Origin of the sequence: Actinoplanes sp. CA-131856 (genome assembly GCF_050956135.1) — a bacterium.
In the GTDB taxonomy this organism is placed as follows: Bacteria; Actinomycetota; Actinomycetes; order Mycobacteriales; family Micromonosporaceae; genus Actinoplanes.
Window position 1 is genome coordinate 7,330,620 of record NZ_CP191849.1, and the last position, 21,797, is coordinate 7,352,416.

20 protein-coding genes and 2 pseudogenes are annotated in these 21,797 nt (G+C 69.4%); 13 read left to right on the forward strand and 9 right to left on the reverse strand.

Annotated elements, in window-relative coordinates; translation table 11 throughout:
* The first annotated feature begins 56 nt into the window (after positions 1-56).
* The gene (locus ACQP2X_RS34000; protein ID WP_498688921.1) at positions 57-359 is read left to right on the forward strand and encodes a hypothetical protein; all 303 of its coding nucleotides are present in this window, start codon (positions 57-59) and stop codon (positions 357-359) included.
* Between the two features lie 23 nt (positions 360-382).
* A complete protein-coding gene (locus tag ACQP2X_RS34005; protein WP_498688923.1) occupies positions 383-904 on the forward strand; it encodes an RICIN domain-containing protein in 522 nt (173 codons plus the stop codon).
* A 59-nt stretch (positions 905-963) separates the two neighbouring features.
* Here ACQP2X_RS34005 and ACQP2X_RS34010 read toward each other — a convergent pair whose 3' ends face one another.
* Complete coding sequence (locus tag ACQP2X_RS34010; protein ID WP_498688925.1) at positions 964-1,314, reverse strand: immunity protein TriTu family protein; 351 nt, start codon at positions 1,312-1,314, stop codon at positions 964-966.
* A gap of 170 nt (positions 1,315-1,484) precedes the next feature.
* On the opposite strand from ACQP2X_RS34010, the gene ACQP2X_RS34015 reads away from it, so the two are divergent.
* Positions 1,485-1,766 (forward strand): hypothetical protein, encoded by a 282-nt coding sequence (locus tag ACQP2X_RS34015; RefSeq protein WP_498688926.1) that lies wholly within the window; start codon positions 1,485-1,487, stop codon positions 1,764-1,766.
* A gap of 23 nt (positions 1,767-1,789) precedes the next feature.
* Here ACQP2X_RS34015 and ACQP2X_RS34020 read toward each other — a convergent pair whose 3' ends face one another.
* Positions 1,790-2,167: a DUF6582 domain-containing protein gene (locus ACQP2X_RS34020; RefSeq protein ID WP_498688927.1), complete on the reverse strand. Its 378-nt coding sequence runs from the start codon at positions 2,165-2,167 to the stop codon at positions 1,790-1,792.
* A gap of 7 nt (positions 2,168-2,174) precedes the next feature.
* Positions 2,175-4,364 (reverse strand): putative bifunctional diguanylate cyclase/phosphodiesterase, encoded by a 2,190-nt coding sequence (locus ACQP2X_RS34025; RefSeq protein ID WP_498688929.1) that lies wholly within the window; start codon positions 4,362-4,364, stop codon positions 2,175-2,177.
* Positions 4,365-4,506: 142 nt separating this feature from the next.
* Between ACQP2X_RS34025 and ACQP2X_RS34030 the strand changes: the two genes are divergently transcribed.
* On the forward strand, positions 4,507-6,819 hold the full coding sequence (locus ACQP2X_RS34030; RefSeq protein WP_498688931.1) for a rhamnogalacturonan lyase family protein: 2,313 nt from the start codon (positions 4,507-4,509) through the stop codon (positions 6,817-6,819).
* Positions 6,820-6,882: 63 nt separating this feature from the next.
* On the opposite strand, the gene ACQP2X_RS34035 is transcribed toward ACQP2X_RS34030, so the two are convergent.
* The gene (locus ACQP2X_RS34035; protein WP_498688932.1) at positions 6,883-7,449 is read right to left on the reverse strand and encodes a phosphotransferase-like protein; all 567 of its coding nucleotides are present in this window, start codon (positions 7,447-7,449) and stop codon (positions 6,883-6,885) included.
* Positions 7,450-7,512: 63 nt separating this feature from the next.
* On the reverse strand, positions 7,513-8,130 hold the full coding sequence (locus ACQP2X_RS34040; RefSeq protein WP_498688934.1) for a TetR/AcrR family transcriptional regulator: 618 nt from the start codon (positions 8,128-8,130) through the stop codon (positions 7,513-7,515).
* Positions 8,131-8,220: 90 nt separating this feature from the next.
* Between ACQP2X_RS34040 and ACQP2X_RS34045 the strand changes: the two are divergent.
* Together ACQP2X_RS34045 and ACQP2X_RS34050 are read left to right on the forward strand one after the other, a co-directional pair.
* Positions 8,221-9,117, forward strand: a pseudogene (locus tag ACQP2X_RS34045) (NADP-dependent oxidoreductase); the annotation flags it as partial.
* 261 nt (positions 9,118-9,378) lie between these two features.
* A pseudogene (locus ACQP2X_RS34050) lies at positions 9,379-10,086 on the forward strand (alpha/beta hydrolase fold domain-containing protein); the annotation flags it as partial.
* A 16-nt stretch (positions 10,087-10,102) separates the two neighbouring features.
* On the opposite strand, the gene ACQP2X_RS34055 reads toward ACQP2X_RS34050, so the two are convergent.
* From ACQP2X_RS34055 to ACQP2X_RS34065, 3 genes are read right to left on the reverse strand one after another with little or no spacing between them, the layout of a single operon-like run.
* The gene (locus tag ACQP2X_RS34055; RefSeq protein WP_498688937.1) at positions 10,103-10,933 is read right to left on the reverse strand and encodes an aldo/keto reductase; all 831 of its coding nucleotides are present in this window, start codon (positions 10,931-10,933) and stop codon (positions 10,103-10,105) included.
* A 59-nt stretch (positions 10,934-10,992) separates the two neighbouring features.
* Positions 10,993-11,358: a hypothetical protein gene (locus tag ACQP2X_RS34060; RefSeq protein ID WP_498688938.1), complete on the reverse strand. Its 366-nt coding sequence runs from the start codon at positions 11,356-11,358 to the stop codon at positions 10,993-10,995.
* 35 nt (positions 11,359-11,393) lie between these two features.
* Entirely contained in the window at positions 11,394-12,107 is a 714-nt protein-coding gene (locus tag ACQP2X_RS34065; protein ID WP_498688940.1) for an ATP-binding protein, read from the reverse strand.
* Between the two features lie 203 nt (positions 12,108-12,310).
* Here ACQP2X_RS34065 and ACQP2X_RS34070 point away from each other — a divergent pair, with 203 nt between their 5' ends.
* The 3 genes from ACQP2X_RS34070 (at position 12,311) to ACQP2X_RS34080 (ending at position 14,887) form a co-directional block, all read left to right on the forward strand.
* On the forward strand, positions 12,311-13,255 hold the full coding sequence (locus tag ACQP2X_RS34070) for a helix-turn-helix transcriptional regulator (protein WP_498688942.1): 945 nt from the start codon (positions 12,311-12,313) through the stop codon (positions 13,253-13,255).
* Between the two features lie 66 nt (positions 13,256-13,321).
* On the forward strand, positions 13,322-14,149 hold the full coding sequence (locus ACQP2X_RS34075; protein ID WP_498688943.1) for an FAD binding domain-containing protein: 828 nt from the start codon (positions 13,322-13,324) through the stop codon (positions 14,147-14,149).
* A 12-nt stretch (positions 14,150-14,161) separates the two neighbouring features.
* On the forward strand, positions 14,162-14,887 hold the full coding sequence (locus ACQP2X_RS34080; RefSeq protein WP_498688945.1) for a CPBP family intramembrane glutamic endopeptidase: 726 nt from the start codon (positions 14,162-14,164) through the stop codon (positions 14,885-14,887).
* Positions 14,888-15,233: 346 nt separating this feature from the next.
* Here the strand turns inward: ACQP2X_RS34080 and ACQP2X_RS34085 are convergent, their stop codons facing one another.
* On the reverse strand, positions 15,234-17,552 hold the full coding sequence (locus ACQP2X_RS34085) for a GH116 family glycosyl hydrolase (protein WP_498688948.1): 2,319 nt from the start codon (positions 17,550-17,552) through the stop codon (positions 15,234-15,236).
* A gap of 77 nt (positions 17,553-17,629) precedes the next feature.
* On the opposite strand from ACQP2X_RS34085, the gene ACQP2X_RS34090 reads away from it, so the two are divergent.
* The 4 genes from ACQP2X_RS34090 (at position 17,630) to ACQP2X_RS34105 (ending at position 21,787) form a co-directional block, all read left to right on the forward strand.
* Positions 17,630-18,583 (forward strand): LacI family DNA-binding transcriptional regulator, encoded by a 954-nt coding sequence (locus tag ACQP2X_RS34090; protein WP_498688949.1) that lies wholly within the window; start codon positions 17,630-17,632, stop codon positions 18,581-18,583.
* A 135-nt stretch (positions 18,584-18,718) separates the two neighbouring features.
* A complete protein-coding gene (locus tag ACQP2X_RS34095) occupies positions 18,719-20,023 on the forward strand; it encodes an ABC transporter substrate-binding protein (RefSeq protein WP_498688950.1) in 1,305 nt (434 codons plus the stop codon).
* A gap of 1 nt (position 20,024) precedes the next feature.
* Positions 20,025-20,963 (forward strand): carbohydrate ABC transporter permease, encoded by a 939-nt coding sequence (locus ACQP2X_RS34100; RefSeq protein WP_498688951.1) that lies wholly within the window; start codon positions 20,025-20,027, stop codon positions 20,961-20,963.
* Positions 20,960-21,787, forward strand: coding sequence for a carbohydrate ABC transporter permease (locus ACQP2X_RS34105; RefSeq protein WP_498688953.1), 828 nt, complete (start codon positions 20,960-20,962; stop codon positions 21,785-21,787). Before ACQP2X_RS34100 ends, ACQP2X_RS34105 begins: the two co-directional genes overlap by 4 nt.
* Positions 21,788-21,797 lie beyond the last annotated feature (10 nt).

Sequence of the window (21,797 nt, forward strand, 5' to 3'; positions counted from 1 at the left end):
GTGAACTAGCCGTGTCGCCGGCTTGGCCGTCTCGATCCGCCATACAGGTGGACGCGGTGGTCGACATCATGGTCAGGCTCAGCGGACGGCATAGAGGACGGAAGCGCCGCTGGATGGTCTTCCTGGGCGACCACCAGCCCTCGTCGATCGCGGCCGGCGCTGACGCGAGCCACGACGTGCCGATCGCCATCGTGGCCAAGGACCCGGCCGTGCTGGACCCTGTCGACGGCTGGGGCCTGGGCGGAGGGGCTGAAGCCGGCGCCCACGACGCCGGTGTGGCCGATGGCCGCTTTCCGGGATCGCCTGACAAACAGCCGACTGCAACCTGGCGTTTGTTCCCCGCGTGTCGATTCAATTGATGTTCATCAACGGGAGGAGCGCGATGAGCAGGTTGCTGAAGTTTGCCGCGGCCATCTTGCTGGCGATTGCCGGTGGCACCTTGGCGGCGTCACCGGCGTCCGCCGCGTCGTTCGTGACGATCAGACATGCCCCTACCTACTACTGCCTGGACCAAACGTTCAACACGGGGGGACCGACCGCCGACGTGTCCTACCGCCCGTCCCCGTGCGCCTCCAAGGGCAGTCCCCGATGGCGCTTCGAGCACCTCGCCACCGGCGACAACTGGTACCGGATCATCAACTCGAGCGGCTGGTGCCTGTCCGCTCCGAACGGGCGCGGCAGCAGGGTGTTCGCCGAGTTGTGCGTTCCCGGCATCCCTCCGAAGCAGATCTGGCGGCCGTACGCCAACGGCATCAACGGCATGAACCGGCTCATGAGCGTCGACTCCGGTGACTGTCTCGACCGCTCGGCGGTGTTCGACACGCTCGTCACGCCGGAGGTGCACACGTGCACCCAGGCGTACGTGTCGGACCCCGGGCAGGACTTCATCTGGTTCAGCGCCTGACCTGGTCGGTCAGGCGGCGCCGGCGTCCTCGCCGAGGATCACCGGCGGATCATCCGATGTCAGCTCGGTGTGCCCGGCCACGGGAAGACGAGGGCTTCTGGCGGGACCTCGTCCTCAGCGAGCAGCCGGACCAGTTCGTCGAGCAGTGCGTCCAGGTCTTCTCGATTGGCCAGTTCATAGTGCTTGTTCACGGCTCGGTCGTCGGTCAGGCGCACGGTCGACAGGTCCGCCTCGCTGGTGCTCCAAATGCTGATCTCCACTAGCCAGACGGCGGACTCGAACTCCACGCCGGTGACCGGTTTCCCATGGTTCGGGTGAACAGGACGGTGGCGCGGATGCAGCTCGAGCCGTGCCCAGGTGCTCGCCCGTTCCTGAACCGCTGACTCCAATTCCTCGAGCGCAAAGACCACAGCGACGATGATCCTCCCAGCCGGCGCGAGGCGCCTCCGGATTTACCCGCGTACAAGGCGCGCGCCAGGCTACCGGACTCGAACCGGCTCATACCTCGCGGTCGTGAGCATTAAAGTGCTGGCACGCCGGACCCACTGGTCGGTGTTGCCGGAAGTCGTAGCCTTCTTGCATGCAGATGCAGCTGGGTCAAGGTGACGACTCCAGCGGAGCTGTCCGAACCGATCCGGCGCCGGTGGCGCGGCTGACGTTGGTGACCATGGTGGAAGCCGGTGATTGGGCGGTTGAGCTGCCGCGACCGCTGCTCCTTCATCCCGGCGAACATGTCTGGATTGTCGGTTCATCGCTTTTCGTTCGCCAGCCGGACGGCAAGGTGCTTCGACACGAGGGAAACGGGTCTTACAACGGAGGGCCGGACCGAGGACGATCGCGGGCGGCCTCGAACTCGATGTAGCCCGGAACCTACCAGCGCGGTGATCAGCTCTTCTCGAGAGCCTTCTCCAACTCGGCCTTTGTCATCTTGGAGCGGCCCTCGATGCCTCGGCGCTGGGCCTCGGCGTACAGCGTCGCCTTTGATCGGGCCTTCTCCGACGATTTGCGGCCCGCACTCGGCTTGCCCAGCTCGTGCCAGCTCGACTCGGTCATCTCGATGCCGAACTTGGCGGCGGCTTTCTTGATGCGGCGGAACGCCTCGTCGCGTTCCTTGTCGGAGACGTCCCGGACCTGGTCGAAGCGGGCTATCGCGTTCCGGACGTGCTTGGCGTCGTTCAAGGGTTCCTTGCGGACGCGCGGGAACGCGAACGTGCTCTCCGGCATCGCGTTGCGGTCGGCGGCGTCCAGCGTGTTGTCAGCCATGCCTGTCTTATGCCGCGATCGGGTGCTGGTAAAACGCGATGTCGGCGGCCGGCATCGGGCGGGCGAAGTAGTAGCCCTGGGCGTACCGGTAACCCAGGCGGTGCAGTTCCGCCGCCTGCTCGGCCGTTTCGACGCCCTCCGCCACCGCGGCCAGGCCCATGCCGTCGCAGATCTGGATCAGGGCGGCCACCACCACCGCCTCCTGGCCGTCGGTGGTGACGTCGTCGACGAACGACTTGTCGATTTTGATGACGTGCGCTGGGCAGGTGCGCAGCAGCCCCAGCGACGAATGGCCGGTGCCGAAATCGTCCAGGGCGATGTGCACCCCCAGGTCGGCGATGGCCTGGAGCTCGACCAGCGCCTGACCCCCGTCGAAGACCGCCGTCTCCGTCACCTCCACGGTCAGCGCCTTCGGCGGCAGGCCCGTGCGGTGCAGCACCGCCGCCACCTCTCCGGCGAAGCCGGCCTCGCGCAGCTGGCGGGCCGACACGTTCACGCTCACCTTCGGCGGCGCCCCCGGCACCGACCGCCACCGGGCCGCCTGCTCGCACGCCTCCTGGAGGATCCACGCGCCCAGCGGCACGATCAAACCCGTGTGCTCGGCCGCCGGCACGAACACGCCCGGCGGGATCGGGCCGCGCGTCGGGTGGGTCCACCGGACCAGGGCCTCCACCGCGACCATCTCGCCGTCCGGCATCGACACGATCGGCTGGTACGCCAGGTGCAGCTGGCCGGTGTCGAGAGCGACCCGCAGGTCGGCCGCGAGCCGGGCCTGTTCGGCGCTGCGCTGGTCCATCGCGTCCGTGTAGACGACCTGCCGGCCCTTGCCCTGCGCCTTCGCCTCGTACATGGCCACGTCGGCCCGGCGCAGCAGCTCGTTGGCCGTGTCGCCGGGGCGGGCCGCCGCCAGCCCGATCGAGGCTTCCACGACCAGTTCGTGTGCGCCCGCCCGGACCGGTTCGCGCAGCCGGTCGGCGATCGCGGCCAGGGTCGCCGGCGCGTCCCCGCGCAGCAGCAGCGCGTATTCGTCGCCGCCGAGCCGGGCCACCACGTCGCCGGGGCCGAGCCGGCTGCCGAGCGAGGCCGCCACCGCGATCAGCAGCGCGTCGCCCACGGCGTGCCCGAGGTCGTCGTTTATCGCCTTGAAGTCGTCCAGGTCGATCATCGCGACCGAGACGTCGGAGTCGGACGCCAGCGCCACGCCGACGGAACGGAGCAGCACCGTCCGGTTCGGCAGCCCGGTCAGCGCGTCGTGACTGGCCTGGTGGTCGAGCACGTCCAGCAGTCGTACGTTGTCGCGCAGCGCCACCATCTGGCGGGCCGCCACCAGCAGCGTCACCGTCACGGAGCCGATGGCGATCGCCAGGAGGTCGTCCGTACGCAACGCGGCGCTGAACAGCAGTAGTCCCCCGGTCGCGAGCACCGCTGCGTACGGCATGACCGAAAGCCCTCGCGGCACCGGCCGCGGCAGAGGGCGACCGGCCCGGGACGCCCGCGCCTGGCGGTCGGCCGCGACGCAGAGGAACAGGCACGTCGTCGGGAGCAGCACGTGGGCCGTGTTCATGTACGGGTGCCCGTTGAGCAGTGGCGCCAGCGCCCCGCCGCCCGCGCCGACCGCCCCGGTCAGCGCCAGCAGGTGCAGCGCCCGCCGGTCGATCGGCCCGGTGCCGGTGAAGGCCACCTTCACGAACGCGAACACGCAGATGAAGCCGGCCGCCACCACGACCAGGATCGCCCCGGCCCCGGTTCCGCCGTGCCCCAGCCAGGTGCTCCACGACTCCGACATCAGGTGCCAGGCGAAGGTCAGCACCGTGACGATCACGGTGGCGATGTCGAGCCCGAAGCGCGCCCACTCGATACGTGTCCGCCGCGCCCCGGGAATGCGCAGCAGCCCCAGGATCATCGCCACGAGCCCGGAGACGTAGATCGCCGCGGTCACTCCGCCGATCCGCTGCCCCTGCTGGCCGCCGCTGAAGTAGTCGTACGCGTTGCCGGCCGCGCCGAGCCCGATCAGGCAGATGCCCACCGCCGCGTAGCGCCAATAGGTCCGCCCGAGCCGCGAGGCCCGCCAGCACGCGGCCGCCGCCAGCGGCACCGTGGCCAGCAGCGGCAGCCAGCCGACGACCGGCGGCGTCCACCGCAGCAGCCCGATGGTGAACCAGATCGCCGCGACCACGACCAGCCCACCCGCCGCCATCAGCGTGCGTGTAGGCCGGAAGGGAGGGATCACAAGGCTCTCATCGGCCACCAACGGCCGTTTCTGAAGGCAAAAGTTTCTGTTGTCGCACGGGCCGCCGCGCATCTACGGAGATGTCCCCCGCATCCCCGAAAGGACCCTCATGAGGAAGTTGATCGCCGCGAGCGCTCTCGCGGTGGCCGTTCCCTTCGGCGTGGTCGCCCTGTCGATGCTGCCGTCCGAGGCCGCCGCGACCACCCCCGTCGGCGGCGGCGTCTACACGCTGGCCTCCTCCTCCAGCGGCAAGTGCGTCGACGTCACCGGCGCCTCGGCCGACAACTCGGCGCTGCTCATCCAGGTCGCCTGCGACGCGGCCGCGACCAACCAGCGGTGGAAGGCCGTGGCGCAGGCCAACGGCCAGTTCAACCTGGCCAACGGCAAGAGCGGCCGCTGTGTCGACGTGCCGAGCGCCTCCACCACCTCCGGCACCCAGTTGCAGCAGTACGGCTGCGGCGACGGCCTGAAGACCAACCAGCTCTGGACGTTCGCCGCCTCCACCGCGGCCAGCGGGAAGTTCCTGGTCAAGAGCGTCGCCACCGGTCTGTGCGTCAGCAACCGGGACGGCTCGACGGCCGGCAACAACCCGATCGTCGAGGAGACCTGCTCCGACATCGCCCGCATGCAGTGGTCGTTCAACTACGTCTCCGGGCCGACGAGTCCCACCACGCCGCCGCCCTCCGGCACCGGCCGGCAGATGGAGGACCTGGACCGGGGCCTGATCAGCGTGCGCTCGGGCAACGGCAACCTGGTCTCGTGGCGGCTGCTCGGCACCGAGGCGTACTCGACCGGCTTCAACGTCTACCGCGCGGGCACGAAGCTGAACGCCACCCCGATCACGAACTCGATGAACTATCTCGACTCGGCGGGTGCGGCGAGTGCCTCGTACACGGTCAAAGCAGTTGTCAATGGTGTTGAACAGGCCGCCTCGGAGTCGTCGCTGACCTTCGGGAACGGCTATCTTGACGTACGTCTGCAGGTGCCCCCGGCCGGCGACGGCTACACCTACTCGGCCAACGACGCCTCGGTCGGTGACGCCGACGGGGACGGGCGCTACGAGATCTTCGTGAAGTGGGATCCGTCGAACGCCAAGGACAACTCGCAGTCGGGCGTCACCGGGAACGTCTTCGTCGACGCGTACAGGCTTGATGGAACTCGGCTCTGGCGCATCGATCTGGGCCGCAACATCCGGGCGGGCGCGCATTACACCCAGTTCCAGGTGTACGACTACGACGGCGACGGCCGGGCCGAGATCGCGATGAAGACGGCCGACGGCACGAGGTCGGGCACCGGCGTGGTGATCGGCTCCTCGACGGCGGACTACCGCAACTCGTCCGGCTACGTGCTGTCCGGCCCCGAATATCTGACCATGTTCACCGGCCTGACCGGCGCCGCCATGTCGACGGTCAACTACGTGCCGGCCCGCGGCACGGTCAGCAGCTGGGGCGACAGCTACGGCAACCGCGTCGACCGGTTCCTGGCCGGCACGGCCTACCTCGACGGCCAGCGCCCCAGCCTGATCATGGCCCGCGGCTACTACACGAGGGCCGTGGTGGCGGCCTGGGACTTCCGCAACGGCACCTTGACCAGCCGCTGGACCTACGATTCGGGCAACAGCAACACCGGGGCGTACGGCCAGGGCAACCACCAGCTGTCGATAGCCGACGCCGACGGTGACGGCAAGGACGAGATCATGTACGGCGCCGCCGCCATCAACGACAACGGAACGCTGATGTGGCGCAGCGGCCTGGGCCACGGCGACGCCCTGCACGTGGGCGACTTCATCCCGTCCCGGGCGGGCCTGGAGGTCTACCGCCCGTCGGAGAGCACATCACAGCCCACGGACGCGATGCTGGACGCCCGCACGGGCGCCGTCATCTGGTCCCACCCGTCCTGCGGCTGCGACAACGGCCGGGCCGTGGCCGGCGACGTCTACGCGGGCAGTGCCGGCGCCGAGGCCTGGTCCTCATCGGTGGACGGCTTGTCCAACACGAGCGGCCAGAACGTGGGCCGCAAGCCGTCCTCGACCAACTTCCTGGCGTGGTGGGACGCCGACCCGGTCCGCGAGCTGGTGGACGCGACGCGCATCGACAAGTACGGCACAGGCGGTGACACCCGCCTGCTCACAGCATCAGGAGTGGCGTCGAACAACAGCACCAAGCAGACTCCCGCGGTCTCCGGCGACCTGCTGGGCGACTGGCGTGAGGAGGTCGTGTGGCGCTTGTCCGACTCGTCAGCCCTGCGCATCTACAGCACCCCGACCGTGACCGACCGCCGCCTGACGACGCTGATGCACGACTCCCAGTACAGGGTGGCCATCGCCTGGCAGAACACGGCGTACAACCAGCCTCCGCACCCGAGCTTCTTCCTGGGCAACGGCATGACCACGCCGCCGCAGCCGTCCATCTACGTCCGCTGACCCATCCGACCGAGCGGCGCGCCCAGGGGCTCACCAGTTCCGGGCGCGCCGCGCACGACCGGCTCAGCAGTCAGCGGCGGCACCCGCTGCGGCGGATGCGGTGTGAAGGCTCCAGAGAAGAGCGAAGTGCCGACAACATTGTTCTTCCAATAGCGCTCGGCTCACGCACGCTTTCAGCCACTTCGATGAAGCCTGCGAAGTGCAGCACTCCATCGAACCGAGCCGAGCCCAGCACGACGTCGGCCTCCTCCTGCACCGCGCCTCGCACGAAGGTAGCCCCTGAAGTTGCCGAGCGCACGTGCCCAGGATCCGCCGGGGAACGGAGTAGGCATCGTGGTGCACCGCGTCGACGACGACGTTGACACCAAGCCGGCTGTGCGCCGCTATCGCCTCGTACATGGCGCGGTACAGCCTCACGACCAGCGGTTCCAAGTCGGGGCGTTCACCTCCCGGCCGTAGCCCGATACCGGGCTGGAACCGGGCCGGGGTCATCCGCTTGAAGTGATCGACCCCCAGATTCATCCAGACGTCGTCGAATCTCTCCTGGATCGCGGCGACGATGCTGGACTTGCCCGAGCGGGGCGGGCCGTTGAGGATCACGATCTGGCCCGTTCTGTCCAGCGTCCCCACTGACTGTCCCCCAGTTGATGTCGACGTCGTCGACGATGGACCCGTCTCGGACGCTGGTGAGACTCACGAGGGGGTCATCCAGCGGTCCAGTTCGGTGAGCATGGATGCCACTTCGGGCAGGAGGCCGGCGGCGATCTCGGTGGGCGCCTGACCCTCGACGGCCCGGCGGCCCGACTCGCCGAGGATGACACGGAAGACGCCGGCCAGCGCGATGCCCTGCAGCTTGGCGATTTCCGGCGCGACACCGCTCGTCTCGGCGATGGCCGCGGCCAGGGCGGTGGCCTGCCGGTCGGTCAGTTCCAGGGCGAGCCGGTGCACCGCGGGACTCATGGCGGCGAGGTAGCCGAGGGTGCCCCTGGCGAGTTCCGGCGGCATGTCGCGGATCGCGGAGATCGAGTGCAGGACGTACTCCCGGACGGCGGCCGCTGGGCTGATGGTGGTGTCCCGGGAGCGGATCAGCTCGCTCAGCCGCTCCTCGATCTCCTGCTCACGGTCGGTGACCAGCTGCTCCTTGGTCGGGAAGTAGTTGTAGAGCGTCTGCTCGGCCACCTCGGCCGCCCGGGCGATCTCGCTGACCGTCACGCGCTCATAGCCGCGCTCGGCGAACAGCCGCGTCGCCGTGTCGGCGATGAGCCGGCGAGTGCGCGCCTTTTTGCGATCCCGAAGCCCGGATTCCGTCACCGCCAGAGTGTACCAAGCCACAAATTTAAGGTGCACACTATTTTTGGTGTACGCTCCAAGGAACGCGACAGTCGAGCCGAGGAGCACGTGATGAAGGCAGCCCGTTTCAGCCGCTTCGGAGGCCCGGAGGTCCTGGAGATCGTGGAGGTGCCGGAGCCGCATCCCGGTCCCGGCGAGGTCCGGATCGCGGTGCGCGCCGCCGGCATCGGCCTCAGTGACATGAAGAAACGTCAGGGACTGATGGACGAGACGCTCCCGCAGACCCTGGGCCACGAAGCCGCGGGCGTCGTCGACGAACTCGGCGACGGGGTCACCGGCGTGGCAGTCGGTGACCGGGTGTTCGGGTTCGACGCGGGCGGGGCCGCGCAGGCCGAGGTGGCGGTGCTGTCCGCCTACGCGCCGATCCCGGCGTCGCTGGACTTCGCGACCGCCGCGGCACTGCCGGCCGCGATCGAGACCGCCGTGCGGGCGCTCGACCACCTGGGCGTCCGCGACGGCAGCACACTGCTCGTCAACGGTGCGTCCGGCAGCGTCGGCAGCGCCGCCGTCCAGTTCGCGGTGGCGCGGGGCGCGCGGGTCATCGGCACCGCGAGCCCGGCCGGCCACGATTTCGTCCGCTCGATGGGAGCCGAACCGATCGCCTACGGTGGCGGGCTCATCGAGCGGGTCCGCGCGCTCTCACCCGGCGGTGTCGATGTCGCGCTCGACGTGGCCGGCAGCGGCGTCCTGCCCGAACTCATCGATCTCGCCGGCGGCGCCGAGCACGTCCTGACGATCGCGGACTTCGCCGGCGCGCAGCGGCACGGCGTGGCGTTCAGCCGGGGCGAGGACGGGCGCGCGCTCCACGCCCTGACCCAGGTCGGCGAGCTGATCGAGTCCGGGCACTTCCGCCTGCCGCCGGTGCGCACCTACCCGCTCGCCGAGATCGCCGACGCGCACCGGGTCGGTGAGCAGGGCCTGGTCCGGGGCAAGCTCGTCCTGCTCGTCGGAGCGGTCACCCGCCCGCCGTACGATCCGGAGCTGCTGGCGATGGTGCCGGAGCAGGAGATCCCGCCGTTCACCAGGGAACTGCTCGACGCGATGAGGGCCGCCCCGGCGCCGGGCATCGCGGAGCTGGAGCCGGCCCTGGCCCGCACCGGTGTGCGCCACGAGGAGCGGACGGTGCCCGGGCCGTCCGGCGACATCACCTTGTCGATCTTCACACCGCCGGTTCCCCATCCGGGCATGCCCGCGATGTACTCGATCCACGGCGGCGGCATGATCGCCGGCGACCGGTTCGGCGGCCTGGACGCCTTCGGCTTCATCGACTGGGTGGCCGAGTTCGGCATGGTCCTGATCTCCCCCGAATACCACCTGGCTCCCGAGGTGCGGGGCACCGCGCTCACCGAGGACTGCCACGCCGGGCTGGCCTGGACCTTCGAGCACGCGGCGGAGCTCGGCGTCGACCCCGAGCGGATCGTGGTGGCGGGCTTCTCCGGCGGCGGCGGACTGGCGGCCGGCACCGCACTGCTCAACCGCGATCGCGGCGGCCCGGCCCCACTCGCCCAGCTGCTGATCTGCCCGCAGCTCGACGACCGGGGCCGGACCGTGTCGGCCCGCCAGTTCTCCCGGGCGAACGGCGCCCGGCGCGGCTTGACCACGGAGCACATCGCGTTCGCCTGGGACATGGTGCTCGGCGAAGGCCACCGCGACGCCGCACCGGACCCCATCGCGGTGCCGGCCCGCGCGCTCGACCTCACCGGCCTGCCGCAGGCCTACATCGACGCCGGATCGGCCGAGGTCTTCCGCGACGAGGCCGTCCAGTACGCCACACGGTTGTGGGCGGCCGGAGGCCAAGCGGAACTGCACATCTGGGCGGGTGGGTGGCACGGCTTCGAACAGGCCGCCACCGCGGAGATCTCCATCGCGGCTCAGGCGGCCCGCAAGAGCTGGATGCGCAGAGTCCTGTCGGCTTAGGCGCGCGCCGCGGCGCTTACCACCAGGCGCGTTCCAGGGCGCGGTCCGTTCCGCCGGTGCCGTCGAGGCCGTCGAGCGTGTCGACGTCGGCCTGGTTCAGCTCGAAGTCGAAGACCTGCGCGTTCTGCTCGATGCGCTCGCGGTGGGTGGACTTCGGCAGCACGATGAGGCCGCGCTGCAGCGCCCAGCGGATCAGCACCTGAGCCGGCGTGCGGCCCACCCGTTCGGCGATCTCGGCCACCTGCTGGTCGCGCAGGTGGCGGCCGGTGCCCAGCGGGCTGTACGCCTCCAGCGCCAGACCATGGCCCTCGCAGGCGGCCAGCAGGTCACGGCGGAACTCGAACGGGCTGAACTGCACCTGGTTGACGACCGGGGCCACGTCGGCCACCTTCAGCAGGTCCTCGATCTCGGAGGCGCCGAAGTTGGAGACGCCGATCGAGCGTGCGTAGCCGCGCTCGTGCGCACGCTGCATGCCGTCCCAGGCCCAGGTCGGGCCGCCCTGCGGCCAGTGCACGATGTACAGGTCGACGTACTCGAGGCCGAGACGCTCGAGGCTGCGCTGCGCCTCGGCCTCCGGGTCGCTCGAGCCCGGGTAGAACTTCGTCGTGATGTAGACGTCCTCGCGGGGCACGCCGCTGTCGCGCAGCGCCCGCCCGACGCTGGCCTCGTTGCCGTACGCCTGCGCGGTGTCGATGTGGCGGTAGCCGGCTTCGAGGGCCCAGCGCACCGCGTCCTCGCACTCGGGCCCCTCGGGCACCTGCCACACACCCAGCGCGAGCAGCGGAATCTCGTTGCCGTCGGCGAGCACACGCGCCCGCCCGTCCTGGGTCAGCTTCTCTGCAGCCATCGTCGTCTCCCCCACCACGTGATCAAACCTGGAGATCCCCAGTCTGCACGCTGCGAAACTCAGCAGTCGTCCTGGTGCCAGGAACCGGCTTCGCGGGTCCAGGGCTCGGACTCCTGGTTGATCGCCTTGACCATGTAGGTGTAGGTGACGCGGGCGAGGTCGCCGGACACCTTCGCGGAGTACGTCTCCAGGGGCAGCGCACTGCCGTACATCTGCTTGGCCGCGTCGACGATCGCGGTGAACTCGGCCTGCGAGGTCCGCTTGCGGCATCGCTCGGAGAGCAGTTTGTACGCCTTCACGCCGTCACCGGTGAGGAAGGCCTCGCTGTACGCCTGCACCGCCACCTTCAGCTCCGCGTCGCCACCGGCGGCCGCCGGCGCGGACGAGGCGGCGGGCGCATGCGGCCATCCTGCGGCATGGACCATCGGCTATGCGATCGGGGGATGGCCCGCGCAGACCATCAACGGTCCGTTGTCAGGAGGGCCCAGACGATCTTTCCGCCCCGGATGCGGGTGGCGCCGAAGTGGGTGCTGACGGCGGCTATCAAGTGGAGGCCGCGACCGTGGTCGATGCCGGGTTCGACCGTCCGGGGCATGGCGGTGCTGGCGTCCTGGACGGCCACCCGCAGGTAGCGGCCGGGGCAGGAGACCACGACCTCGAATTCGGAGGCGGCGTGCAGGATGGCGTTGGCCGCCAGCTCGGTCACCACGAGGCGCGCGTCCTCCCAGACGGCGCCCAGGTTCCAGGCGGTGCACGCCTCGTCGACGAGGGCGCGGGCGGCCCGGGCGCTGGACGTGACAGGGGTCAGGCAGCGTCGCATCCATCGGGGCACGTATGCGCGTACGGCCGTCAGGGCCTGGTCCTGGTTTTCGTAGAGGGCCACGAAGCTGCGGTAGGCACCCAGGTCGCGGGCGATGCCGGGGTCGGCCGAGTGGAGGAGCACGGGCACACCCCAGGTCTCCCGCGCCTGGTACGAGGCGGTGGCGAAGGTCGTGAGGTGACCGGGGCCGGACTGGTGCAGGCCGGACAGGTCGACGATCACGGCGGCGGGGCACTCGGCGGCCGCCTTGCCGATGGCGGCGCGGATGGTCGTCACCGTGGTGCGGGACAGCACACCGGACAGCCGGACCATGATGAATCCGGTGTCCCTGTCACGCTCCGTTGTCGTCCTCACCGCGTAAACCGACACATCCTCACAAATCCGGCGGAGACCGACGTGTGCCACCCTTCCGGCCACACCTCACCCTGGCGTCTGGTGCTCCGAACGGACTACGCCGATTACGAACAGCGCCCGCCCCGGTCTGTCGTCTCCGCGAAGCGGGATTGATCCGGGGGCCCGACACGGGCACTGTGGGTCACAGCGAGAGGTGACCGGCGATGATCAGCGTTTTCGAGACCAATGATCTCGACCTGGCGTACGAGATGCTCAGCCGCACCTACTCGCGGACCCGCATCACGGTGACCGGTGGACAGGTCGGGATGCGCATCGCCCGGATGGGCCTGGGCCCGGTCTGGCTGGATCACGTCACCTTCACCATGAGTCACCGGGCCGACCTGGCGCCGATGGGCCACATCGCGATCGGCCGGGCGCTGGCCGGCCGCACCCGCTGCCGCACCGGGACGACCAGCGTGGACAGCGTGGCCGGCGACCTCTTCCTGGGCAACCAGCCGGACGTGCCGCTGCACACCGAGAGCGAGAACCACGACGGTGAGTACGCGATGTTCCCGCCCGAGATCTTCGCCCGGATCGCCGACGCCGCGCCCGGCCGGGCCGCGCAGCCGATCCGGTTCACCGGATATCGCCCGGTGTCCGCGCGGGCGGCGTCGTTCTGGGCGCGGACCTACGACCACGTCCGCGACTACGTGGCCGGGCTGTCGGTGGACGACGAGCCGCTGCTGGTCGGCTCGGCCGTGCAGATGCTGACCTCGGTGACCCTGTCGGCGTTCCCGAACACCGCGCTGCGCGACCCCACCATCGAGGACCGGCACGACGCCCACCCGGCGACCGTGCGGCGCGCGGTGACGTTCATCGAGGACTACGCCCACCAGGACATCACGCCGGCCGACATCGCGGCCACGGCCCGGGTGACGATCCGCGCGCTCCAGCTGGCGTTCCGGCGTCACCTCGGCACGACCCCGACCGCGCTGCTCCGGCGCGTCCGCCTGGAGCACGCCCACCGTCAGCTGCTCGAGGCCGACCCCGCCACCACGACCGTCTCGGCCGTCGCCATGCAGTGGGGCTTCGCCAGCCACAGCACGTTCACCGCCCACTACCGCGCGGCGTACGGCGTCCTGCCGTCCGCAACCCTGCGGCGCCGCTGATCCCCTCCCAACTCGTTCGGGTGAACACTTGTCCAACAGCAACATCTACCGGCAGCATGAGGGGCCGTGGAATACATCCCCGCCACCAGCGCCGCCGAGGTCCTGGGCGCCCTCGCCGACGGGCAGACCCAGGTGCTCGCCGGTGGACAGAGCCTCTTCTTCACCACCCCGCCCCGCCGGGTGGTCGACATCAACCGGGTCGCCGAGTTCGAGGTGCTGACCGAGGAGGACGGCGCGCTGCGCGTCGGGCCGACCGTGCGGCACCGGGCCTTCGAGACGGACGCCGTGGGCGGCGCTCTCGGCGATCTCCTGCGTGTTGTCGTACGCCACATCGGCCACCCGCCGGTCCGGGCCCGCGGCACCATGCTCGGCAGCCTCGCCTACGCGCACCCGGCCGCGGAGTGGACGGTCCTGGCGATGATCGTCGACGCGTCGCTGGAGCTGAGCGGCCCGGGCGGGCGCCGGACCGTCCCGGCCCCGAGGTTCTTCACGGGCGCCGGTACGACTGTGCGCCGCCCCGACGAGCTGCTCTCAGGCGTACGACTGCCGACGTTGCCACCCGGCACCGGCACCGGCTACGCCGAGGACCGCCGGGGACCCGGCATCTGGGCCTACGCGGCCACGATGGCCGCCGTCACGATGACCGACGACGTGGTCACTTCGGCAGCCGTCGGCCTGGTCAACGCCGGCCCCTGCCCGGTACGGGCCCGCGACGCCGAACGGGCCCTGATCGGCACGACGTTCTCCGACACGGCGATCATCGCGGCCGCCCACGCCGCCGCGGCCGAGGTCGCCGACACCGACCGCCGGCGCGCCGTCCAGGTGCTCACCCGGAGAGCATTGACACAGGCCCGGGAGGGCAGCTACCAGGGATCTTGGCTTTCCGCGCGGTAGCCTGAGGCGCCTATGTCTGTCGTCATCCCGTCGAGGCGCCGCCTCGCCCTCCTGCTCGGCGCCGTCCTCGTGATCCTGGCCGCGGTCAACGTCGCGGACAAGTTCGGCCCCCGCCACACCGGCCTGGTGGCCGGCCCGCTCGTCGCGTTCGGACTGCTCCTGCTGGCCCGAAGGGTCGGCCTCACCTGGCACGACCTGGGCCTGTCGAGGCGTACCCTCCTGCCCGGCTTGAAGTACGCGGTGGGCGCCATCCTCGCGGTGGCGGTGGTCTACGCGATCGGCGCGGCGCTGCCGCTGACCCGGTCGGCCTTCCTCGACGCCCGCTACCACCTGCATCCCGGTGCGGCCCTGCTGACGGCCTTCATCGTGGTGCCGCTGGGCACGGTCCTGCTGGAGGAGATCGCCTTCCGCGGCGTCCTGCTGGGCCTGATCAACCGCCACCGCGGCGCGGTGCTGGCCAGCGTCACGTCGTCGGTCCTGTTCGGCTTCTGGCACATCCTGCCCAGCTTGCGCCTGAACGAGGCCAACCAGGCGGTACGGGCAGCGGTCGGCGCCAGCCTGACCGGCCAGCTCCTGGCCGTCGCGGGCGCCATCATGTTCACCGCGGTGGCCGGCCTGTTGCTGTGCGAGCTACGCCGCCGAAGCGGCAGCCTCCTGGCCGCCGCGGCCCTGCATTGGGCCACCAACGGCTTGGGCGTGCTGGTGGGTACGGCCCTGGCCGCCTTGCGCCTCGCCTGACGACCAGCGATCGCCGATGACACCCGAGGATTCCGTCCAGGCGATGGCTGAGCGGCTGCGGGCCGTCGACTACGCGCGTTACGGCGATCTGCGTCGTGAGTACTTTCGACGCGGGCGCTGAGCTGATGTGTGGATGCGGGATGCACGCTCTTTCGACCTGGTATTCGCGCCAACCCGGCGGTTTTCGACCGGCTCGTGCGGGACGTGGACGACGCGACCCGCAACGTGATCCGGCAGGCAGCGCCGAGAAGCGCCGCCGATGGCGAGCTTCGCGAAGGCGGCGCTGGACGAGATCGACCGGGCCGGGTCGCCCTGATGGAGGACCCGGCCGCCGAACAGGGGCTGGCTAGAGAGCGGGATAGCGACCGGGGTGGGTTCGGGACCATGCCGTCAGCACCGACCAGCCGGCCATGGCGCGGACGTAATGGTCGCCGCACTCGATCTCGTTGTACGGGTTGCGGCGGCGGCCGTCGTAGCGGGCCCGCACACCGCGGACGATGGTCAGGCCCTCCTCGTCGAGGCCTTCGTAGAAGCAGTGCGCCGCCACCTGATATTCGACGCCCGTCCACACCTCGTCGCAGTAGCGCAGCGGCACCGCCGGGCGGCCCCCGTGCGGCCACGAGCAGACCACCAGTCCGGTCTCGTCGCCGTCGGCGAACGAGCGGTAGCCGTGTGGCTCGAAGCCCGTCCGCAGGTTGTGGCGGACGATCGACTTCAGCGCCGTGCGGACCCGGTCGGCCGGCAGGAGGTGGCCGAGGCCCAGCTCGTGCGCCCACCATTGCCCCAGCAACTGGTCGGACAGGCAGCCCCGGCCGAAGTCGTAGGCCTCGCCGGACGGCGGCTGGGCGTAGAACTCGCCGTTCCAGAGCAGCTCGTCGTACGCGGCCGAGGCCTTGTCGAATGTCGCCGCGAACGGATCCGGTTCGCCGAGCAGGACCGCCATCTCCGAGAGGGCGCGCAGCGCGGCCAGCCACAGGGCGCCGACGAACATGTTGGGGCCGTGCAGGGCGATGTCGTACGTCACGGGCTGCTCGCCGCGCAGCACACCGTCCCCGGACTGGTCCCATTTCTCCGTGATGTGCTCCATGAGCCGGACGAGTGCGGGCCAGTACGAACGAAGCCAATCATCCCCGGCGCCGTCCAGGACGCAGCGGTACGTCTTGAGGACCGCTCCGAGCATGCCGTCCAGCGCTGGCCGCACCGGCCCGCCGATCGGCACCCCGTGCAGTTGCGGCAGATAGAGCGGCAGCACGACCCGATGTGGAATCGACCCGTCCGCGCCCTGAATGAGGAACTCGGTCTCGCGCATGTCGCGTCCCACCGACGGGAAGAGTCGGGACAGCGCCTGCTCGTAGTTGAGGACGTGATTGCAGTTGAGCGGGCACGATCCGCCCGCGTCGCCGTTCCAGTTGCGGGTCGAGGCGCCGAGCGCCCCCTCGAAGGCGAAGGTCTTTCCGTCCGCGGTGCGAAAGACGCTGGGCGATCGTACGAGGGTGGGCTGCGCTTCGATCGTCTCTTTCAGCGGCGCCGGCAGATCACTGGACGCGACCTCCGACGCCCAGCTCCGGGACGCCTCGTCGAGGCGTTCCCGGTCGGCCAGATAGGCGTCCAGCACGTCGAGGGCGCCGCCGAAGCGGGTCGCGTAGTGGTTGCCGATCCAGAAACGCGTGGGGCCGTACGACTGCTGCGGCCCGAAGCGATCGAAATCCGCGTAGCGGTTGGGGAACCACCACGCGTGAATGATGTCGATGGTGGCCGTCTCCCCCGGCGCCAGCGCGAAAGCGGCCGCCACTGCGGCGTTCCACGTCTGACCGGCCGGGCTGGGCCCGTGGGGCGCAACGATGGGCGAGGCGCCGTCGCGCAGGGCGGCCCGCAGAGCGGCGCCGGAGAAGTCGCCGAGCTGAGTCGGCGCCACCAGGCGCAGGGTTTCGGCGAAACGCAGAAGGGACGCGGAATCGGCGGCGCGGGGCAGCACCGCGGCCGGCGAATCGGTCCAGAGCAGCATCTCCCCGAAACCGGGAGAGTCCTCGGCCAGGGACGGGTTGTCCATCAGCACGCCGCTCTGTCCCGGCCGCCGGAGCAGCCGGTTGACGTTGCCCCCGTAGCCCGCTCCCGACGTACCGGAAAGAGGGGTGACCCCGTCCCAGCCGGCGCCGTTCTGCAGGGCGCCGAGCAGATAGCCGTGCCGGAATTCGGCCGAGTCGTTGCGCACGGTGAACCGGTAGCGGATCAGCGGTAGCGACGAGGCGTCGACGTCGAGCGGCACGAAGGGCGTGTGCGCTTCGAGGGTCACGGAAACGGGCAGCGCGGAATCGTGATAGGCCACCCGGGCGAAGGGATACGACGCGGAAAAGGTGGTGTCCTCGACGAAGGGCCAGCGCCACGGGTCCTCGGGCGGAACGTCCGCGTCGGAGACGTTGGCGGCGGGATTCTCCGAAGGTGCGAGAGGGGCCGACCTCAGCAGACGTACGACATCGGACGGCGGCTCCAGCGACGAGACCCGCAGGGCGAAGAAGCTGTCCGGCAGAAAGCCGGTGTGGTTGGGCACCCCGTGCAGTTGCCATTGCCGCAGCGCTCCATCGCCGCACAGCGCCACATGCCCGGTGCCGAGCCCGCCGAGCGGGAACGCCACCGCGCGCCGCGCGTCTCCGGTGTACTGCGCCATGCTCGCCCTCCAGTGAAATCGGTTTCACGGAACATAGAGCGGAGACCGCGGCGCGTCAACACCTAGAGTGAGCCCCCATGGCCACCATTTACGAGGTAGCGGCGCTCGCAAAAGTCTCGCCGGCGACCGTCTCGCGCGTCTTCAACGGCAACCCGGTGTCGCCCGAGAAGCAGCGAGCCGTGCGCGACGCCGCCGCCCAGCTGGCCTTCACGCCCAACAAGACCGCCCGCCGCCTGCGCAAACAGAGCTCCGAGGTGGTCGCGCTGCTGATCCCCGACATCGAGAACCCGTTCTTCACCGCGCTGGCCCGCGGCGTCGAGGACAAGGCCAGCGAGAAGGGCTACTCGATCGTCCTGTGCAACACCGACGACGACCCCGAGAAGGAGCTGCGCTACCTGCAGATCGCCGCATCGGAGCAGATGGCCGGGGTGATCCTGGCCCCGAGCTCGGACGAGGCCGACCTGGGAGCGATTTCAGAGCTGGGCAGCCCGGTCGTGGCGGTCGACCGCACCACCCCGTACCCGGTCGACGCCGTGAAGGTCGACAACCGGGCGGCCGGCATCGCCGCCACGACGGCCCTGTTCGAGGCCGGGCACCGCCGGATCGCCTGCATCGCGGGGCCGGTCGGCATCGAGGCGACCGAGGACCGGTTCCTGGGCTGGCGCCAGGTGATGACCGCCCGCCGGGCCGAGATCCCGGACGGCTATCTGCAGCACGCCAACTTCCGGGCCGACGGTGGTCACGCCGCCATGCGAAGGCTCCTTGAGCTGCCCGAACCCCCCGAGGCCGTGCTGACCACGAACAACCTGATGGGCGTGGGCGCGCTGCAGGCCATCGTCGAGTCCGGCGTGGACCGGGGCCTGGCCGTGGTGGGCGAGCTCCCGTTCCTGTTCCTGACCCCGCCGGCCGTGATCCAGGTGCGCCTTCCGGCCCGTCACCTGGGCCTCACCGCGGCCACGATGCTGCTCGAGCGCATCGGCGGTGACATCCAGCCGCCGCGCACGATCGTGCTGCGGGCGGAGATCGCCTAAATCGATACCAGGCTGGTCAGAGGCGGTGCAAATGACCCTGAGCCGGATCCTTGACGAAATCGATTTCTTGGCTTTCACTGTGTCCCACACCGCACCGCCTCTAATCCGCTCCCAATTCGAGAGGGACGCAGGCTCATGAACACCTCGTTACGGAAGCTCGTGGCGCTGGGCGCGCTCGCGGCCACCCTGGCGGCCTGCTCGAGCAACGACGCCGGGGATGCCTCCGAGAAGTCACTCGAGATCGTCTACTGGAACTACGGCCCCGCCGCCGAGCAGGGCAACAAGGCCACGGCCGACGCCTTCACGGCCGCGCATCCCGACACCAAGGTGTCGCTGACCCCGGTCACCGGCGAGAACTGGGGCACCTACTACGCCAACGTGGCCACGCTGATCGCCTCGGGCAAGCGCCCCGATCTCATGGTCATCTCGGGCGAGGGCGCCCAGTTCGTCCACGCCAACAAGCTCATCAAGCCGATCAACGACTATCTGGACAAGGACGCCGAAGCCAAGACGATCACCAGCGACATCGCGCAGGGCCTGATCGACGGTTTCACGGTCAAGGGCGACGTCGTCACGCTGACCTACGGCTGGAACGACATGGTCGTCTACTACAACACCGACGTGTTCAAAAAGGCCGGCGTCGAGCCGCCCAAGGCCGACTGGACCTGGGACGACTTCGCCGCCACGGCCAAGAAGCTGACGGCCGACACCAACAAGGACGGCAAGACCGACCGGTACGGCTTCACGTGGGCCAGCAACGAGATCTTCCCCGGCATCATGCCCTGGGTGGCCAACGCGAACGGCAATTTGACCAGCGACGACGTGTGCCAGGCGACGGCCGACACGCCGCAGGTGACCAAGGCCGTCACCTTCCTCAACAAGCTCATCACCGACGGCGTCGCCCCCGCGCCGATGCCGATGAGCGACGTCTTCACCCGCTTCCAGAACGGCCAGGTGGCCATGTTCGGCGCGGGCCGCTGGCCGATCGGCACCTTCCTGCCGGCCGGTTTCAAGGCGTTCGACATTCAGCTCTACCCCAAGGGCGACACGTACAAGACGGTCTTCGGCGGCGCCGGATATCCGATCCTCAAGTCGTCGAAGAACCCCGATCTGGCCTGGGAATACCAGAAGTTCACGGTCAGCGAGGAGATCGAGAAGCAGTACGTCGGTACGCCCGAGAAGCCCGGCGATTCCATTCCGTCGCGCCGCTCGATCGCGCAGACCATCGCCAAGACCGGTGTTCCGCCCGCGAACTCCGACCTCTTCTACGACTCGATCGACAAGTACCCGACGCTGGTTCCGTACCCGGCGCCGGCCAAGTACAGCGCCTTCGAGTCGACAGTCCTGCGCCACCTCCAGCTCATCTTCGCGGGTGAAACTCCCGTCGCCGATGGTCTCAAGACCATGCAGAGTGAGCTGAGCAGCATTGTGACCTGCTGAAATGACTGACGTGATGACACCTCCGGCCCCGGTCGCCACCGATCCGGGCCGGAGGGCCCCTCGCAAGAAGAAGACCGATGGGCTGGCCGCACTGGGCTTCCTGTCCCCCGCCATCGTGACTTTCCTGATTTTCGTTCTGGCCCCGACGGCCGGCGTTCTCTACCTGAGCTTCTTCGACTGGAACCTGCTCAGCGACGGCACTTTCGTCGGCCTCGACAATTTCGACCGGCTCCTCAGCGACGAGAGATTGCTGAGGGTGTACGGCTCCACGGCGTACATGGCATTGGCGATCCTGGCCGTCAACGTGGTCCTGGGCCTGCTGCTGGCCGTCCTGCTGGAAACGCGCATGCCGCGCTGGCTGCGCGGTTTCTTCCGCCTCTCGTTCCTCTTCCCGTTCGTGGTCTCGGCCTCGGCCGTCGCCCTGATCTGGCGGTTCCTGCTCAACAAGGACCTGGGGCTGGTCAACTATCTGATCGGGCTCATCGGCATCGACCGGATCGACTGGCTCGGCTCGTCCACGTGGGCCCCGATCTCGGTGATCGTCGTGAACTCGTGGAAGACGATCGGCTTCTCGATCCTGGTCTACATCGCCGGCCTCCAGGCCATTCCGGACCAGCTCAAGGAGGCCGCGATCGTCGACGGGGCCAACGCCTGGACCAGGTTCTGGCGCATCACGTTCCCGATGCTGTCGCCGACCATCTTCTTCCTGGTCGTCATCAACACCATCAACTCGTTCCAGATCTTCGCCGAGCCCCGGGTCCTGACACAGGGCGGGCCGGGCGACGCCAGCCGCACGATCGTCGAATATCTCTACGACCGCGCCTTCGGCGATTTCGACCTCGGGTACGCCTCGGCCATCGGCATCACGTTCATGCTGATCCTCATCGTGCTCACCGCGATCCAGTTCCGGTTCTCCCGCAGATGGACGTTCTACGAATGAGCCGCATCCTCTCCCGCGTCGCGACGTTCGCGATTCTCGTCGTCGCCGCCCTCGCCATCACCGCGCCGTTCCTGTGGATTTTCCGGGGCGCCTTCTCGGGTTCCGACGCGGAGCTCTACAAGCTCCCGCCGACTTTCGACCCGGCCAATCTGACCGCGAGCAACTTCGGCAAGGTCACCGAACAGGTGCCGTACTTCCGGTTCTTCCTCAACTCCGTCATCGTGGCCACCACGGTGACCGTGGCGCAGATCGTCACCTGCGCCACCGCCGCCTATGCCTTCGCCCGCCTGCGTTTCCGGGGCAAGGGCGTGCTGTTCGCGATCGTCATCGGCTCGCTGATGATCCCGATCCAGGTGACCATCGTGCCGCTGTTCCTGGTCATGTCGAAGCTGGAACTGACGAACACGCTGTGGTCGCTGATCCTGCCCGGCATCTTCAGCGGTTTCGGCATCTTCCTGCTGCGCCAGCATTTCCTGGCCCTGCCGTACGAACTGGAGGAGGCGGCCAAGCTCGACGGCGCCGGCCATTTCCGGACGTTCGCCCGGGTCATCCTGCCGCTGTCCGGCCCGTCCATCGCCACCCTGGGCATCCTCTGTTTCACCTATTGGTGGAACGATCTGCTGCTCCCTCTGGTCATGATCAGCGACACCGAGAAGCAGACCCTCCCGGTCGGCCTGGTGCTTCTCGCCGGCCGTTTCTCCACCGGTTCCCTCGGCACCATCGCGGCCAGCATCGCCATGGCGATCGTCCCCGTTCTCATCGTCTTCCTGGCCGCGCAGCGCTACATCGTGCAATCGATCGCGTCGAGCGGTCTCAAGCTCTAGGAACCCCTCA

Bases quoted from the DNA above. Each gene is read 5' to 3' on its own strand.
- ACQP2X_RS34005 (WP_498688923.1), top strand. From the start codon at position 383: ATGAGCAGGTTGCTGAAGTTTGCCGCGGCCATCTTGCTGGCGATTGCC.
- ACQP2X_RS34025 (WP_498688929.1), bottom strand. From the start codon at position 4,364: ATGGCGGCGGGTGGGCTGGTCGTGGTCGCGGCGATCTGGTTCACCATC.
- ACQP2X_RS34020 (WP_498688927.1), bottom strand. From the start codon at position 2,167: ATGGCTGACAACACGCTGGACGCCGCCGACCGCAACGCGATGCCGGAG.
- ACQP2X_RS34100 (WP_498688951.1), top strand. From the start codon at position 20,025: ATGACTGACGTGATGACACCTCCGGCCCCGGTCGCCACCGATCCGGGC.
- ACQP2X_RS34015 (WP_498688926.1), top strand. From the start codon at position 1,485: ATGCAGATGCAGCTGGGTCAAGGTGACGACTCCAGCGGAGCTGTCCGA.
- ACQP2X_RS34060 (WP_498688938.1), bottom strand. From the start codon at position 11,358: ATGGTCCATGCCGCAGGATGGCCGCATGCGCCCGCCGCCTCGTCCGCG.
- ACQP2X_RS34095 (WP_498688950.1), top strand. From the start codon at position 18,719: ATGAACACCTCGTTACGGAAGCTCGTGGCGCTGGGCGCGCTCGCGGCC.
- ACQP2X_RS34090 (WP_498688949.1), top strand. From the start codon at position 17,630: ATGGCCACCATTTACGAGGTAGCGGCGCTCGCAAAAGTCTCGCCGGCG.
- ACQP2X_RS34055 (WP_498688937.1), bottom strand. From the start codon at position 10,933: ATGGCTGCAGAGAAGCTGACCCAGGACGGGCGGGCGCGTGTGCTCGCC.
- ACQP2X_RS34105 (WP_498688953.1), top strand. From the start codon at position 20,960: ATGAGCCGCATCCTCTCCCGCGTCGCGACGTTCGCGATTCTCGTCGTC.
- ACQP2X_RS34030 (WP_498688931.1), top strand. From the start codon at position 4,507: ATGAGGAAGTTGATCGCCGCGAGCGCTCTCGCGGTGGCCGTTCCCTTC.
- ACQP2X_RS34070 (WP_498688942.1), top strand. From the start codon at position 12,311: ATGATCAGCGTTTTCGAGACCAATGATCTCGACCTGGCGTACGAGATG.
- ACQP2X_RS34080 (WP_498688945.1), top strand. From the start codon at position 14,162: ATGTCTGTCGTCATCCCGTCGAGGCGCCGCCTCGCCCTCCTGCTCGGC.
- ACQP2X_RS34085 (WP_498688948.1), bottom strand. From the start codon at position 17,552: ATGGCGCAGTACACCGGAGACGCGCGGCGCGCGGTGGCGTTCCCGCTC.